The sequence below is a fragment of the Micromonospora sp. NPDC023888 genome, assembly GCF_040639415.1.
Classification (GTDB): Bacteria; Actinomycetota; Actinomycetes; order Mycobacteriales; family Micromonosporaceae; genus Micromonospora.
In genome coordinates this window covers 123,131-137,299 of record NZ_JBEZZW010000016.1, presented here as the reverse complement: position 1 = coordinate 137,299, position 14,169 = coordinate 123,131, and the positions used below count along the sequence as shown (strand labels likewise).

18 protein-coding genes are annotated in these 14,169 nt (G+C 73.7%); 15 read left to right on the top strand and 3 right to left on the bottom strand.

Features of this window, described 5'->3' with window-relative positions; all coding sequences use genetic code 11:
• Positions 1-11 precede the first annotated feature (11 nt).
• From AB0F61_RS17095 to AB0F61_RS17085, 3 genes are all read left to right on the top strand, one after another.
• A complete protein-coding gene (locus tag AB0F61_RS17095; RefSeq protein ID WP_357810181.1) occupies positions 12-1,043 on the top strand; it encodes a hypothetical protein in 1,032 nt (343 codons plus the stop codon).
• Positions 1,044-1,138: 95 nt separating this feature from the next.
• Positions 1,139-2,935: an ATPase gene (locus tag AB0F61_RS17090; RefSeq protein WP_357810178.1), complete on the top strand. Its 1,797-nt coding sequence runs from the start codon at positions 1,139-1,141 to the stop codon at positions 2,933-2,935.
• A 227-nt stretch (positions 2,936-3,162) separates the two neighbouring features.
• Positions 3,163-3,882: a DUF2567 domain-containing protein gene (locus AB0F61_RS17085; protein WP_357810224.1), complete on the top strand. Its 720-nt coding sequence runs from the start codon at positions 3,163-3,165 to the stop codon at positions 3,880-3,882.
• On the opposite strand, the gene AB0F61_RS17080 is transcribed toward AB0F61_RS17085, so the two are convergent.
• Positions 3,797-4,501, bottom strand: a complete 705-nt coding sequence (locus tag AB0F61_RS17080; protein WP_357810175.1) for an LON peptidase substrate-binding domain-containing protein — start codon at positions 4,499-4,501, stop codon at positions 3,797-3,799. The two genes, AB0F61_RS17085 and AB0F61_RS17080, sit on opposite strands and share 86 nt — an antisense overlap.
• A gap of 106 nt (positions 4,502-4,607) precedes the next feature.
• Here AB0F61_RS17080 and hisD point away from each other — a divergent pair, with 106 nt between their 5' ends.
• From hisD to hisF, 12 genes are all read left to right on the top strand, one after another.
• On the top strand, positions 4,608-5,930 hold the full coding sequence (gene hisD, locus AB0F61_RS17075; RefSeq protein WP_357810172.1) for a histidinol dehydrogenase: 1,323 nt from the start codon (positions 4,608-4,610) through the stop codon (positions 5,928-5,930).
• Positions 5,931-6,006: 76 nt separating this feature from the next.
• A complete protein-coding gene (locus AB0F61_RS17070; RefSeq protein WP_357810169.1) occupies positions 6,007-7,080 on the top strand; it encodes a histidinol-phosphate transaminase in 1,074 nt (357 codons plus the stop codon).
• Positions 7,077-7,688 carry an imidazoleglycerol-phosphate dehydratase HisB gene (gene hisB, locus AB0F61_RS17065; protein WP_357810166.1) on the top strand — a complete coding sequence of 204 codons (612 nt, stop codon included), beginning with the start codon at positions 7,077-7,079 and terminating at the stop codon, positions 7,686-7,688. The genes AB0F61_RS17070 and hisB overlap by 4 nt, the downstream gene beginning before the upstream one ends.
• Positions 7,689-7,746: 58 nt before the next feature.
• Positions 7,747-7,920: a hypothetical protein gene (locus tag AB0F61_RS17060; RefSeq protein WP_357810163.1), complete on the top strand. Its 174-nt coding sequence runs from the start codon at positions 7,747-7,749 to the stop codon at positions 7,918-7,920.
• Positions 7,917-8,549, top strand: a complete 633-nt coding sequence (gene hisH / locus AB0F61_RS17055; protein ID WP_357810160.1) for an imidazole glycerol phosphate synthase subunit HisH — start codon at positions 7,917-7,919, stop codon at positions 8,547-8,549. The genes AB0F61_RS17060 and hisH overlap by 4 nt, the downstream gene beginning before the upstream one ends.
• A gap of 36 nt (positions 8,550-8,585) precedes the next feature.
• Positions 8,586-8,909, top strand: a complete 324-nt coding sequence (locus AB0F61_RS17050) for a hypothetical protein (protein ID WP_357810221.1) — start codon at positions 8,586-8,588, stop codon at positions 8,907-8,909.
• Between the two features lie 14 nt (positions 8,910-8,923).
• On the top strand, positions 8,924-9,649 hold the full coding sequence (gene priA / locus AB0F61_RS17045) for a bifunctional 1-(5-phosphoribosyl)-5-((5-phosphoribosylamino)methylideneamino)imidazole-4-carboxamide isomerase/phosphoribosylanthranilate isomerase PriA (protein ID WP_357810157.1): 726 nt from the start codon (positions 8,924-8,926) through the stop codon (positions 9,647-9,649).
• Positions 9,646-10,035, top strand: a complete 390-nt coding sequence (locus tag AB0F61_RS17040; RefSeq protein ID WP_357810154.1) for a RidA family protein — start codon at positions 9,646-9,648, stop codon at positions 10,033-10,035. The genes priA and AB0F61_RS17040 overlap by 4 nt, the downstream gene beginning before the upstream one ends.
• Before the next feature lie 84 nt (positions 10,036-10,119).
• Positions 10,120-10,566 carry a MarR family transcriptional regulator gene (locus AB0F61_RS17035; protein ID WP_357810151.1) on the top strand — a complete coding sequence of 149 codons (447 nt, stop codon included), beginning with the start codon at positions 10,120-10,122 and terminating at the stop codon, positions 10,564-10,566.
• A gap of 5 nt (positions 10,567-10,571) precedes the next feature.
• Positions 10,572-11,003, top strand: a complete 432-nt coding sequence (locus AB0F61_RS17030) for an organic hydroperoxide resistance protein (RefSeq protein ID WP_357810148.1) — start codon at positions 10,572-10,574, stop codon at positions 11,001-11,003.
• A gap of 46 nt (positions 11,004-11,049) precedes the next feature.
• Entirely contained in the window at positions 11,050-12,048 is a 999-nt protein-coding gene (locus AB0F61_RS17025) for an NADP-dependent oxidoreductase (protein ID WP_357810145.1), read from the top strand.
• Between the two features lie 77 nt (positions 12,049-12,125).
• On the top strand, positions 12,126-12,893 hold the full coding sequence (gene hisF, locus AB0F61_RS17020; RefSeq protein ID WP_357810143.1) for an imidazole glycerol phosphate synthase subunit HisF: 768 nt from the start codon (positions 12,126-12,128) through the stop codon (positions 12,891-12,893).
• 5 nt (positions 12,894-12,898) lie between these two features.
• On the opposite strand, the gene AB0F61_RS17015 is transcribed toward hisF, so the two are convergent.
• A complete protein-coding gene (locus AB0F61_RS17015; protein WP_357810140.1) occupies positions 12,899-13,360 on the bottom strand; it encodes a hypothetical protein in 462 nt (153 codons plus the stop codon).
• A gap of 101 nt (positions 13,361-13,461) precedes the next feature.
• Entirely contained in the window at positions 13,462-14,133 is a 672-nt protein-coding gene (locus tag AB0F61_RS17010; RefSeq protein WP_357810138.1) for a hypothetical protein, read from the bottom strand.
• Between the last annotated feature and the right edge of the window lie 36 nt (positions 14,134-14,169).

The window sequence follows — 14,169 nt, the reverse complement described above, 5'->3', positions numbered from 1 at the left end:
GGATCCCGCCCGTGCGCGCCGGCAACCTGCTGCGGCAGCTTGACCAACGGTTGCTGCCGCCGCTGACCCGGGCCGTGGCCCGGCTGGGTGACCGGCCGACCCGGTCCGGGGTGCTCACCTGGGCGGCCGCGCTGTCCGCTGCGGCGGTGCTGGGCACCGCGCTCTGGGCCGCCGACGAGACTCCGCTCGGCGACCGGACGGTGGGCGAGGTGACCCGGGTCGGCGTCGTCGACGGCGACTCGGTGCCCGGCTACCTGCGGTCCGCCGCCGCCGACCTGGCCGCGCTCACCGAGTCCGCCCCGGCCGCCGGGGACGGGACGTACGCGCTTGTCACACTCGTCGCGTACCTGCCGCCGCAGCGTCTCGCGGCGGTGCTCGGCGACGTTCCGGTCTCGACGGTCTTCGGGCGGGTCCCACTGCCGGGGCGGCAGACCGAGATCGTCAAGATTCCCGCGCTGCGGGTGCCGGACGACGTGGTCGCCGGGATGGACCAGGTGGCGGCCCGTAAGGAGACCGAAGCCGCCGACTACCGGGCCCGGGCCACCGCTGTCGACGGCGACGGCCCGGACGAGCGGGAGTTGCGGGCGCGGTACGCGAGCGGCGCCGAGGTGGCGACCGCCGAGGCGGCCGCGTACCGCAACGGCTGCGCCTGCGTCTACGCCGCGGTGGTACGAGCGGCGCCGGGTGTGTTGCGGGGCATGGCGGCCCGGCCGGACGTGCGGGCGGTCGACCCCGCCCCCGAGGTGTACCGGCTGGACCGCACGGTCTTCACACCGCCCCTGCCCGAGCAGCGTGACGTGGTGCGCCCGCCCGCCGACACCGGGTCGAGGCCCGCGCCGAGCGCGGTCGAGCGGACGGAGCCGGCAGCGGGCACACCGGTGCCGTCGGCGTCGATGGGCGAATCGTCGGAACCCGCACCCGTCGTGACGATTCCGTTACCCGCACCGTCGTCGCCGGAGCCCACCGAGCCGCCCCCGCCGAGCCTCACCACCTCGCCGGACGTCACCACCGCCGGCGAGCCGCCGACGCCCACGCCGTCGTGATCTGCGCCGGCTGGTGTGCGTTCTGAGGTGTGGTCCGAATAGGGTTTGCTTCGTAGCCTGTCAGACGAAGATCGATGGTGCTGGGAGGGCGGGCCGTGGAGGGCAGTGAGACCGGCTGGGGCCGGCCGGCCGAACCAGCGCCGCGGTGGCGCGCGTTGTTGGACCGCGCCCGGCTGGGCGGTCGCGGCGCGGAGCAGACCGAGCCGGAGCGGCGGGCCGACGAGGCACCGCCGGACCCGCTGCCACGACGTGCGGCCCCGAACGGGTACGCCGGGCGGGCACCGGCCGTCGGGCATCCGGCCGAGTTGTCGTACGGCGCGGACCCCGCCTACCGGGCCGAGGCGACCTACCGCGTCGACCCCGCCTACCGGGCGGAGCCGGGGTACCGGGCGGAGCCCGGCTACGGGGCCGAGCCGGACTACCGGTCGGAGCCGGCGTACCGGGCCGAGCCCGCCTATCGCGCCGAGCCGGCCTATCGCGTGGAGCCGGACTACCGCGCCGAGCCGGCCTATCGCGCGGAGCCGGACTACCGCGCCGAACCCGGTTACCGCGCCGAGCCGGACTACCGCGCCGAGCCGGGCTATCGCGGCGAACCGGGGTATCGCGCGGAGCCGGGCTACCGGGCCGAGCCGGACTACCGGGCCGAACCGGACTACCGGGCCGAGCCGGACTATCGCGCCGAACCGGGGTATCGCGCGGAGCCGGGCTACCGGGCCGAGCCGGACTACCGCGCCGAGCCGGGCTACCAGGCGGAACCGGCGTACCGGGCCGAGCCCGAGCCGCCGCCCCGCGCCCCCGACCCCGCCCAGTCCCGCTACGCGCTGCTGGACAACGGCTACCGGCAGGGCGACCCGCCGGTGGAGTCGCGGTACGCGCTGTTGGAGACCGGCTACCAGCCGGAGACCGGTTACCCGGTGGCCGCGCCGCCACCCCCACCGGTCGCACCCCCACCGGTCGCACCGCCACCGGTCGCACCCCCGCCCGCCGCGCCAGTCGTGCCGCCGCCCACCCCGTCCGTCGGCTCGGCGATCGCCGAACGCGCCTACCCGGCCCGGGTCGAGTGGCGCCCGCAGGGCGTCGACCCGGAGCAGGAGCGGGCCGACGGGGTGCTCCGCCGCGACCTGGGCACCCCCCGGGTGTTCGCCTTCGCCAATCCCAAGGGCGGGGTGCACAAGACCACCGCCACCGTGCTCGCCGCGGCCACCGTCGGCAGTGTGCGCGGGAAGGGCGTACTGGCCTGGGACGACAACGAGCTACGCGGCACCCTCGGCCTGCGCGCCGGCAGCGCCCGACACGCCCGGACGATCCGGCACCTGGTCAGCGACCTGGCCCAGATCGAGATCCTGGAGGGCTCGACCCTGCTGGGTCGGCTCGACGACTACCTGCGGCACGCCTCCGACGGCTCGTACGACGTGCTGGCCGGCGAGGAGAGCCCGCGCTTCGCCCAGCGACTGGACCAGTTCACCGTCCGACGGGTGCTGGAGCTGCTGCGCCGTACCCACGAGGTGGTGTGCGTGGACACCGGCAACAACGTGGAGAGCCCCAACTGGCGCACGGTGATGCAGGCCGCGGATCAGTTGGTGGTGACCACAGTGCCCCGCGAGGACGCGGCGTTCAGCGCCGACTGGATGCTCGACCTGCTGCACGAGGAGGGCATGGGCGAGCTGGCGGACAACGCGATCACCCTCATCTCCTGCCCGACGCCGGGTCGCTCGCCCCTGCAGGACGACCTGGAGCGGCACTTCGCCACCCGTACCCGTGGGGTGGCCGTGGTGCCGTACGACCCGGCGCTGGAGACCGGGTCGTCGATCGAGTACCACCAGCTCCAGCCGGAGACCCGGCAGGCGTGGCTGCGCGCGGCGGCGATGATGGTGGAGCCGTTCGCCCGGTGAGCTGGTCTGCCGCCACCGGGGCCCCGGCCCCGGAGCGGGCCTGAGAGGATCATCGGGTGAGCCCGGACAACCCCGACCGTGAGCGGCCCGTCGACGAGCCCGACCGGTCCGCGCCGCCCCGAGCGTCGGACGCGACACCGCCGGTCGGTGAGCCGCCGTCAGCGGGCGAGCCGCCGTCGGTCACCGAGCCGCCGTCGGTCAATGAGCCGCCGTCGGCGGGTGAGCCGCTGTCGGTCGGCGAGCCCGCGGCTGGCGCTGCCCCTTCGTCGGCGTACCAGAGCTCGCTGGAGCTGCGCTTCGACGAGCCGCGACGTCCGCTGCGCGCCGTGCTGACGGTGCTCGGCACCGTGCTCGCGCTGGCCGTGCTGGGTGTGCCGCTCGGGCTGCTCTGGGCCGCGCTCGCACCGGACACTCCGGTGGTCAAGACCGTCGAGGGGGCGATCTACGCCGACCCGCAACCGGAGCAGCCGATCGCCGCGGACGGGTGGTTCAGCCTGCTCGGGCTCGGCTTCGGGCTGCTGGTCGCGCTCGCCCTGTGGTTCGTGCTGCGGCGGCGGCGGGGTCCGGTCGGGCTGCTCGCCGCGGTGCTCGGCGCGTTGGCCGCCGCACCGGTGGCCTGGCAGGTGGGTCGGCGCGTGGGCCTGGCCACCTTCGACCGGCTGCTGGACACCGCCCCGGCCGGGCAGGCCTTCACCAAACCCGCAGACCTGCGGGCAGGTGGGGTCGACTGGCTGCTGGGCGTGCTGCCGGTCCCGCACGGCAACCTGCTGCTGCCGGCGTTCGGTGCCGCGGTCATGTACACCCTGCTGGCCGGCTGGTCGCGGTGGCCGGGGCTGCGTCCGGAGCCCGAACCGGCCGACCTCAGTTGGGTGTCGGCGGGGACGCCAACTCCGTCAGCGGCACCGGCACCGCCCGCACCTGACGAAGCAGAGCCGCCTCGCGGTTGAGCAGCCGCAGCTCGGCGCGGAGCCGGGCGGCGGTGTCGTCGATCGCCAGCAGCCGCTGGCGGTCGTCGACGGTGAGCGCCGCGGTCGCCGCCACCAGGTGGGAGAGCACCGTCGGGTCCTCCGGCAGTTGCTCGGAGATCTCCTCCGGATCGGAGCGGATCAGGCCGAGGTACTGCCGGAACACCGCGATCACCCGGGCGGCCAGCAGCTCGGCCACCTCGTCCGGCCCGGACGGGTCGGGCAACCACTCCACGTCGGCGGTCAGGTAGGGCGCGGCGCTGTCGTCGACCTCGGCGATCCGGAAGCGACGCCGGCCGACCGTGACGATGTCGAAGCCCCCGTCGGCAAGCTCGGTCACCTGGCGCAGCTCCGCCGTGCAGCCCACCTCGTGCAGGGTGACGTCGCCGGCGCTCGGCGTGGCGCGGGCGCCGGGACCGGTGGGCGCAACCTCCCAACCGGCCTGGATGGCCACCACGCCGAACTCACGCGGAGCACCCTCGGGCAGATCGACCAGATGCCGCACCAGCGCCCGGTAGCGCTCCTCGAAGATGTGCAGCGGCAGCACCAACCCGGGAAAGAGCACTGTTGCGAGCGGGAACACCGGCAGCCGTGCGGTCACATGGTCGAGCCTAACCAATCTCGCCCCCCGGGGCGTGGCCCGGCTCACCGTCCCGGCGGTCGGGCGGCTCGGGTGCGCTCCGCGCCGGCCGCCTAGACTCGCAAGGGTGCTGAATCGGATCGACCTGCGCAACGGTCTCGGTGACCCGCGCCGCCTGCTGCCCCGTGCCCAGCTCGACGTCTCGGTTGCCGTCGAGCGGATCCGCCCTCTGGTGGAGGCGGTCCGCGAGCATGGATACCCGGCGATCCGGGAGGCCAGCGAGCGGTTCGACGGCATCTCCCCGGCGGTGCTGCGGGTGCCGGTCGAGGCGATCACCGAGGCCGAGGGGGTGCTCGACCCGGCCGTGCGCGCCGCGCTGCTGGAGTCGATCAGCCGAGCCCGCCGGGTGCACGACGACCAGCGACGCACCGACCACACCACGCAGGTGGTGCCCGGCGGCACCGTCACCGAGCGCTGGCTGCCGGTCGACCGGGTCGGCCTCTACGTGCCCGGCGGCCTGGCGATGTACCCGTCGACGGTGGTGATGAACGTCGTGCCCGCCCAGGCGGCCGGTGTGCGGTCGCTGGTGGTGGTCAGCCCGCCGCAGAAGGACAACGGCGGTCTGCCCGACCCCCGGGTGCTCGCCGCGTGCGCGCTGCTCGGCGTCGACGAGGTGTACGCCGTGGGCGGGGCCCAGGCGGTGGCGATGCTGGCGTACGGCGCGGCTGTGGACCCGTTGGGTGAGCTGCGGTGCGACCCGGTCGACCTGATCACCGGCCCCGGCAACATCTGGGTGACCGCCGCCAAGCGGCTGCTGCGCGGCGTGGTCGGCATCGACGCCGAGGCCGGGCCGACCGAGATCGCCATCCTGGCCGACGACACGGCCGATCCGGCGCACGTCGCCGCCGACCTGATCAGTCAGGCCGAGCACGACCCGCTCGCCGCGAGCGTGCTGGTCACCCCGTCGCTGACGCTCGTCGAGTCGGTCGAGCGGGAGTTGGCCCGGCAGGTGCCGGCGACCAAACACGCCGACCGGGTCACCACGGCGTTGACAGGTGAGCAGAGCGGTGTGGTCCTGGTCGACGACCTGGAGGCGGGGCTGCGGGTGGTCGACGCGTACGCGGCCGAGCACCTGGAGATCCAGACTGTCGACGCCCGGCAGTGGGCGCTGCGGGTCCGCAACGCCGGGGCGATCTTCGTGGGCGCCTGGTCGCCGGTGTCGCTCGGCGACTACTGCGCCGGGTCCAACCACGTGTTGCCCACCGGCGGTTGCGCCCGGCACTCCTCCGGGTTGTCGGTGCAGTCGTTCCTGCGCGGCGTGCACCTGATCGAGTACACCGAGACCGCTCTGCGTGAGGTGGCCCCACACGTGGTCACCCTGGCAAACGTGGAGGACCTGCCGGCGCACGGCCAGGCGGTCCAGGCCCGTTTCCCGGGAGGGGTGGCGTGAGCGAGCGAAGCGAACGAACCAGTTGGCTCAGTCGCCTGGTGCCTCACGCCGCCTCCTCGCGAAGCGGGGAGGCGGCGTGAGCGGCCTGGACGATCTGCCGATCCGCGACGACCTGCGAGGGCTGTCGCCGTACGGCGCGCCGCAACTCGACGTGCCGGTGCGGCTCAACACCAACGAGAACTCCCACCCGGTGCCGGAGCCGGTGGTCGAGGCGATCGGCAAGGCGCTCGCGGCCGAGCTGCGCGAGTTGAACCGCTATCCGGACCGGGACGCGGTGGCGCTCCGGGCCGATCTGGCCGAATATCTCGGGCACGGGCTCACCGTCGAGCAGGTGTGGGCGGCCAACGGCTCCAACGAGATCCAGCAGCAGCTCCTGCAGGCGTTCGGTGGGCCGGGGCGCAGCGCGCTCGGCTTCGTTCCGGCGTACTCGATGCACCCGCTGCTGGCCCTCGGCACCGGCACCCGGTGGGTGCCCGCGCGGCGCGGCGTCGACTTCGGTCTGACCGTCGACGAGGCGGTCGCCCAGGTCCGGGAGCACCGACCCGACGTCGTCTTCCTCTGCTCGCCCAACAACCCCACCGGCACGGCCCTGGATCCGGCGGTGATCGCCGGGGTGCTCGACGTCGCGCCGGGGATGGTGGTCGTCGACGAGGCGTACGCCGAGTTCGCCCGGCCCGGGACGGTAAGCGCCCTCGCGGTGCTGCCCGGCCACCCCCGGTTGGTGGTCACCCGCACGATGAGCAAGGCGTTCGGCTTCGCCGGCGGGCGGCTGGGCTACCTGGCCGCCGATCCGGCGGTGGTGCAGGCGGTGCAGCTCGTTCGACTGCCGTATCATCTCTCCACGCTGACCCAGGCCGCCGCCCGTGCGGCGGTGACCCACCGCGACACCCTCCTCGGTACGGTGAGCGCGATCATGGTGCAGCGGGATCGGATCGTGGCGACGCTGCGCGAGCGTGGTTTGCGGGTCGCCGACAGCGACGCCAATTTCGTGCTCTTCGAGGTGGGCGGCGACCAGACCAGCGTCTGGCGCGCCCTGCTGGCGCAGGGGGTGCTGGTCCGCGACGTCGGCCTGCCCGGCTGGCTGCGGGTGACCGCGGGCACCTCGGCCGAGACCGACGCCTTCCTTTCTGCGATGGAGACTGTGCGATGAGCCGGACCGCCCGGGTGGAGCGGATCACCAAGGAGACCAAGGTCCTCGTCGAGATCGACCTCGACGGCAACGGGGCCGCCGAGATCAGCACCGGCGTCGGCTTCTACGACCACATGCTGCACCAGATCGCCCGGCACGGCGGCTTCGACCTGACCGTACGCACGGTGGGTGACCTGGAGATCGACGCGCACCACACCATCGAGGACACCGCCCTGGCCCTGGGCGCGGCGTTCGACCAGGCGCTGGGCGACAAGGCCGGCATCCGGCGGTACGGGTCGGCGACCGTGCCGATGGACGAGGTGCTGGTCCGGGCCGCGGTGGACCTGTCCGGTCGGCCGTACGTGGTGCACGACGAGCCGGCGCTGGCCCCGTACATCGGGCCGGTCTACGCGACGAGCATGACCCGGCACATCTGGGAGTCCTTCGGGCAGGCGGCCCGGGTCACGTTGCACGTCGACGTGCTGCGGGCGGCCCGGCCGGGCGGTCACCCGGACGCGCACCACGTGGTGGAGGCCCAGTTCAAGGCGGTTTCCCGGGCGTTGCGCGAGGCCACCTCGATCGACCCCCGGGCGGCCGGCGCGATCCCGAGCACGAAGGGTGCGCTCTGATGAGCGCGAGGAGTGCAGCGAAGCGGAGCCCCGCAGTCGCGAATGGAAGGCGGCTCTGATGGGCGCCGTGTTGCCGACGTTGTTGCTGGTCCTGGCCGGGGTGCTGGTCGGTGGCACCTGGTCGCTGTACCGCCAGGGCGCGGCGAAGGGGGCGGTGGTCGTCACCGCGCTGCTCGCGGTGCTCGCCACTGTCGGCGGGGTGCTGTGGCTGCTGCCGGGGGGTGACGCGTGAGCGCCGTCGTGGTGCTCGACTACGGCTCGGGCAACCTGCGCTCGGCGGAGCGGGCGCTCGTCGCCGCCGGCGCGGACGTCCGGGTGACCGACGACCTGGCCGCCGCGGCAGCCGCCGACGGTCTGGTGGTGCCCGGGGTGGGCGCGTACGCCGCGTGCATGGCCGGGATCGAGGCGCTGGGTGCTGGCCCGGTGATCGCGGAGCGGGTGGCCGCCGGCCGGCCGGTGCTCGGCATCTGCGTGGGCATGCAGGTGCTCTTCGAGCATGGCGACGAGCACGGCGTGGTGACCAAGGGGCTGGGGTTGCTGCCCGGCGGGGTGACCCGACTGGCCGCCACCAGGCTGCCGCACATGGGCTGGAACACGGTCCGGTCACCTGCGGAGTCGGTGCTCTTCGCGGGGCTGTCGGCGCAGAGCCGGTTCTACTTCGTCCACTCGTACGCGATGGGCGATCCGGCGGCGTTGGCCGCTGCCGGCGCCGTGGTGACGACGGCGCGACACGACACGGATTTCGTCGCCGCCGTGGAGCGGGGTCCGCTCTCGGCGGCACAGTTCCACCCGGAGAAGTCCGCCGACACCGGTGCCGCGCTGCTGCGCAACTGGCTCGCCACGCTGCCCACCGGTGGCTGAGCGTCGTTGCCCGACGCCCGGTTCGAGGGCGTCGCGGTGAGCCGGGAGCGGGCCCGCCGGCGGGCGGAGCGGGAGGCGCAGCAGGCCCGGGAACGGGCGGTCCGGCAGCGTCGGGTGGCGCGCCGACAGCGCCGTCGCGCGGTGGTCCGCCGGTTGACCCCGCAGCTGCGGCGGGGCCGCTCCGGGCGGCTGGCCCGGCACACCCGGGGTGAGCGGGCCGCCATCGTGCTGCTCACCGGGGCGGCGCTGATTCTGATCTGGTCGTTCGTCGACAACCTGGCGTTGCGTATCGCGCTGATCGTGCTGTTGCTGCTCGTACTGCCGGCGATCGTGGTGATCGCCCTGGACCGCCGTACCTGATCGAGGAGAAGACGTTGAGCCTCACCCTGTTACCCGCCGTGGATGTCGCAGACGGCCGGGCCGTCCGGCTCGTGCAGGGCGCCGTCGGAAGCGAGAGCATCTACGGTGACCCGTTGGACTCCGCGCTGGCCTGGCAGCAGGACGGCGCGGAGTGGATCCACCTGGTCGACCTGGACGCGGCCTTCGGTCGGGGCACGAACGCGCACCTGCTCGCCGAGGTGGTGCGCCAGTTGGACGTGAAGGTGGAGCTTTCCGGTGGCATCCGTGACGACGAGTCGTTGCGGGCGGCGCTGGGCACCGGGGCGGCCCGGGTGAACATCGGCACCGCGGCCCTGGAGGACCCGGTGTGGTGTGACCGGGTGGTGGGGGAGTACGGCGACCGGGTCGCCATCGGGTTGGACGTGCGGGGTCACACCCTCTCGGCGCGGGGCTGGACGCGTGACGGCGGTGACCTGTACGAGGTGCTGGAGCGGCTGGACAAGGCGGGCGCGAGCCGGTACGTGGTCACCGACATCACCAAGGACGGCACGATGCGCGGCCCGAACCTGGAGCTGTTGCGCGAGGTGTGTGCCCGCACCGACCGTCCGGTGATCGCCTCCGGAGGGGTGTCCACGCTCGACGACCTGCGGGCGTTGGCGACCCTGGAGCCGATCGGGGTGGAGGGTGTGATCGCCGGTAAGGCGCTCTACGCGGGTGCCTTCACGGTGGCCGAGGCGCTGCGGACCCTGGCCGAGGTGTGACGGTCACCAGGCTCGGGTCGGGTGGGCCGTGGGAGCAGCACTACGGCTACTCCCGGGTGGTCCGGGCCGGTGACCGGGCCTTCACGGCCGGGTGCACGTCGACTGTGGACGGCCGGGTGCTGCACGTCGGTGACGCCGCCGCGCAGACCGCGCAGGCGTTGCGGATCGGGCTGGACGCGCTTGCCGAGGTGGGTGCCGAGCCGGGTGACGTGGTCCGGACCAGGATGTACGTGACCGACCGGCGGTACGCCGACGAGGTGGGCCGGGGGCACAACGCGGTCTTCGGCGCGGTCCGGCCGGCGGCGACGCTTGTGGTGGTGGCCGGTCTGCTGGACCCGGAGCACCTGGTCGAGGTGGAGTTGGAGGCGTACCTCGGCGATCGCTGAGGTCGGCGCGGCGGTGGGCCGCGTGCTGGCCGCCCTCCGGCCCTATCAGTTGTGCACAATCTAATTGTGGGCTACGGTTCGGCGGTGACAGATGACCTGGTGCTGCGCCGGCAGGTGTGCTTCGCGCTCTACGCCGCGTCGCGCGCACTGACCGACGTCTACCGGCCGATCCTCGACGAGGTCGGGCTGACCTACCCGCAGTACCTGGTGCTGCTGGTGCTCTGGGAACGCCCCGACGACGCCCCCACGGTGTCCGAGCTCGGCGCCGAGCTGCGCCTGGACTCCGGCACGCTCTCCCCGCTGCTCAAGCGGCTGGAGGGGGCGGGCCTGGTGGTCCGGCGGCGGTCCGCCCGCGACGAGCGGCGCGTCGAGGTCGGCCTCACCGAGCAGGGACGGGCGCTGCGCGAGCAGCTCTGCGAGGTCCCGCTGCGCATCGCCCAGGCCACCGGGCTGGGCTACGGCGAGCTGGTCGCGCTGCGCGACACCCTCACCCGGGTCACCGAGACCATCCACCGACAGAAGGAGCAGTGACTCTCATGCAGGTTCTCTACACCGCGTCCGCGACCGCCAGCGGCGACGGCCGTGACGGCCGCGTCGAGACCTCCGACGGCACCCTCGCGCTCGACCTGGCCGTGCCGAAGGAGATGGGTGGCGCCGGTGGGGCCGCCAACCCCGAGCAGCTCTTCGCCGCCGGCTACGCGGCCTGCTTCCACGGCGCGCTGCGGCTGGTGGGCCGCCGGGCCAAGGCCGACGTGAGCGACTCCGTCGTCGCCGCCGAGGTGGGCATCGGCCCCAACGGCAGCGGCGGTTTCGGGCTCACCGTGCAGCTCGTCGTCGACCTGCCCGCCGTCTCCCGGGAGACCGCCGAGCAGCTCGTCGAGCAGGCCCACCAGGTCTGCCCCTACTCCAACGCCACCCGCGGCAACATCGACGTCACGCTCACCGTCCGCGAGACCTCGGCCGCGTGACAGCGCGGACCCAGGCCCCCACCGCGGACGAGAGGACGACCACCCCGTGACCGGCAATCGTGAGATCCACCTGGCCAGCCGCCCGCAGGGCTGGCCCACCGAGGACACCTTCCGGATCGTCGACACCGACGTCCCGACGCCCGGACCGGGCCAGATCGTGGTCCGCAACCAGTACGTGTCCGTCGACCCGTACATGCGCGGACGGATGAACGACGTCAAGTCGTACACGCCGCCGTTCGCCCTCGACGCGCCGCTCGAGGGCGCCGCGATCGGCGAGGTGGTGGCCAGCGAGGCGGCGGACGTCAACGTCGGCGACACCGTGCTGCACGGGCTGGGCTGGCGGGAGTACGCGCTGCTCGACGCCACCGCCGCCCGGCCGGTCGACCCGAGCCTGGCACCGGTGAGCGCGTACCTGAGCGTGCTGGGCATGACCGGGCTGACCGCGTACGCCGGGCTGCTGGAGGTGGCCGCCATGAAGCCCGGTGAGACGGTCTTCGTCTCCGCCGCGGCCGGCGCGGTCGGCAGTCTGGTGGGCCAGATCGCCAAGCTCAAGGGTGCCGGCCGGGTGGTCGGCAGCGCCGGCTCGCCGGCCAAGGTCGAGCGGCTGCTGGCGTTGGGCTTCGACGCCGCCTTCGACTACCACGACGGGCCGGTCCGTGACTCGCTGCGCACCGCCGCGCCGGACGGCGTCGACGTCTACTTCGACAACGTCGGCGGCGATCACCTGGAGGCGGCCATCTCGGCGATGAACCTGCACGGCCGGGTCGCCATCTGCGGCATGATCGCGCAGTACAACGACACCGAGCCGCCGGCGGCCCCGCGCAACCTGGCACTTGTCATCGGTAAGCGGCTCACCCTGCGCGGTTTCCTGGTCGGCGACCACAACCACCTGCGTGCCGCGTTCGTCCGCGACGTCGCGGGCTGGCTGCGCGACGGCACGCTGTCCTACGACGAGACGATCGTGGACGGCATCGAGAACGCCCCGGCGGCGTTCCTCGGCCTGCTGCGCGGCGAGAACCTGGGCAAGATGCTCGTCCGGGTGTGAATCCCGAGCCGCCCGCGCGGCGGTGGCCGGCCTCACCGGTCGGTCGCCGCCGCGCGGGCGGAGGATAGGCTCGCGGCATGACGGTGGCGGTACGGGTGATCCCCTGTCTCGACGTGGACGCCGGGCGGGTGGTCAAGGGGGTCAACTTCGTCGACCTGCGCGACGCCGGCGACCCGGTGGAGTTGGCCGCCGCGTACGACCGGGCCGGTGCCGACGAGCTGACCTTCCTCGACGTCACCGCGTCCTCGAGCGACCGGGGCACCATGCTCGACGTGGTGCGCCGCACCGCCGAGTCGGTGTTCATCCCGCTTACCGTCGGTGGCGGGGTCCGGCAGGTCGCCGACGTGGACACGCTGCTGCGTGCCGGGGCGGACAAGGTCGGCGTGAACACCGCCGCCATCGCCCGGCCGGAGTTGATCGCCGAGATCGCCGACCGGTTCGGCCGGCAGGTGCTCGTGCTCTCCCTCGACGTACGCCGGTCGTCCGACGGCGCCACCCCCAGCGGCTTCGAGGTCACCACCCACGGCGGTCGGCGGGGCACCGGGATGGACGCGGTGCGGTGGGCGCAGCGGGGGGCCGAGCTGGGTGCGGGCGAGATCCTGCTCAACTCGATGGACGCCGACGGCACCAAGGCCGGTTTCGACCTGGAGCTGATCGCCGCGGTGCGGGCCGTGGTGGACGTGCCGGTGGTGGCCAGCGGGGGTGCCGGCGAGGTGGCCCACTTTCCGCCCGCGATCGGCGCGGGCGCGGACGCGGTGCTCGCCGCCAGTGTCTTCCACTTCGGTGAGCTGACCGTGGCCGAGGTCAAGGACGCGCTACGGCAGAGCGGCCACCCGGTGCGCTGAGGCGGTCAGTGCCCGCCGGAGTGCCCCTCCGGTGACCGGCGGGGCGTGGGAATCGAGCGGACCGCGTACTCCTGCACGGCCGCCGCGTGGTCGGCCTCGTCCAGGCTCCAGTCGGCGCTGCCGGGCGCGTGTCGGCGGGTCAACACGCCCTGCACGGTGTCCACCATGGTCGCCACACCCGCGCGCGGCCGGCTGCGCCAGAGCTGCTCACCCTCGGCGGTGATCCGGAACCAGCCGTCGGCGACGCTTACCAGCCCGGCCCCGACCAGCCGCTGGACGGCGGCCTCCACCTCGTGCCGCTGCGGAATCGCGTGGTTGAGGTGGTCGGCGGTGGAGAGCACGTCGGTCAGGCGGACGCCCTCCGGCCGTCGACTCGTCGCCGACCGACGGTGCCGGCCGGCTCCGCTCGCGATGACAAGCGACACGAAGATCCAGGCGTCCGTCCAGCGCCAACCGTTCTCCCCCATGCAGAGATGATGACGGCGCGCGTCGCGGAAGGGAACACCCACCCTCCGAACTGGTATGCCGCACCACCACGACGTACCGGTTCGCGGACGGTCGGTGAGATTCAGCCGGCGGGGGCGACCGGCGCGACGCTGCCCGGCGTGGGCGCGGGGTCGTCCGGCGCGGCACCGGCGGGCACCGCGAACATCGGAATGAAGAGCTGGGCCAACGGACCGATGGCCAGCGCGTACGCGACGGTGCCCACACCGACCTTGCCGCCGAGCAGCCAGCCGAGCGCCAGCACGGTGACCTCGATGACGGTGCGCACCAGCCGGACCGACCGGCCCGGCCGGCGGGCCACGAAGCCGGTCATCAACCCGTCTCGGGGGCCGGGACCCAGTCGGGCGCCGAGATAGAGGCCGGTGGCGGCGCCGTTGGCGACGATCCCGGTGATCAGCAGCGCGATCCGGACGCCGAGCGGGCCACCGGTCGGCAGGAGGGCCAGTGTGGCGTCCACGACGAGGCCGATCACCACGACGTTGCTGACCGTGCCGAGGCCCGGCCGCTGTCGCAACGGAATCCAGAGCAGCAGCACCAGCGCGCCGACGGCGATGGTGACGGTGCCGAACGAGAGCCCGGTCAGCTTGGACAGCCCCTGGTGGAACACGTCCCAGGGGTCGAGGCCCAGGTAGGAGCGGATCATCAGGGCCATGCTGACGCCGTAGAGGGCGAGCCCGAGGTAGAGCTGGACCAGCCGCCGGACCGGCCGCTGCCGCAGATTGCCAATCAGTGCCATGCATGCCACTCTAGGTGCCAATCTCCGCTGGAGAAG

Excerpts from the sequence above, each read along its gene's own strand:
- hisB (WP_357810166.1), top strand. The coding sequence starts at position 7,077 with ATGAGCCGGACCGCCCGGGTGGAGCGGATCACCAAGGAGACCAAGGTC.
- AB0F61_RS17060 (WP_357810163.1), top strand. The coding sequence starts at position 7,747 with ATGGGCGCCGTGTTGCCGACGTTGTTGCTGGTCCTGGCCGGGGTGCTG.
- AB0F61_RS17030 (WP_357810148.1), top strand. The coding sequence starts at position 10,572 with ATGCAGGTTCTCTACACCGCGTCCGCGACCGCCAGCGGCGACGGCCGT.
- hisF (WP_357810143.1), top strand. The coding sequence starts at position 12,126 with ATGACGGTGGCGGTACGGGTGATCCCCTGTCTCGACGTGGACGCCGGG.
- AB0F61_RS17015 (WP_357810140.1), bottom strand. The coding sequence starts at position 13,360 with ATGGGGGAGAACGGTTGGCGCTGGACGGACGCCTGGATCTTCGTGTCG.
- AB0F61_RS17010 (WP_357810138.1), bottom strand. The coding sequence starts at position 14,133 with ATGGCACTGATTGGCAATCTGCGGCAGCGGCCGGTCCGGCGGCTGGTC.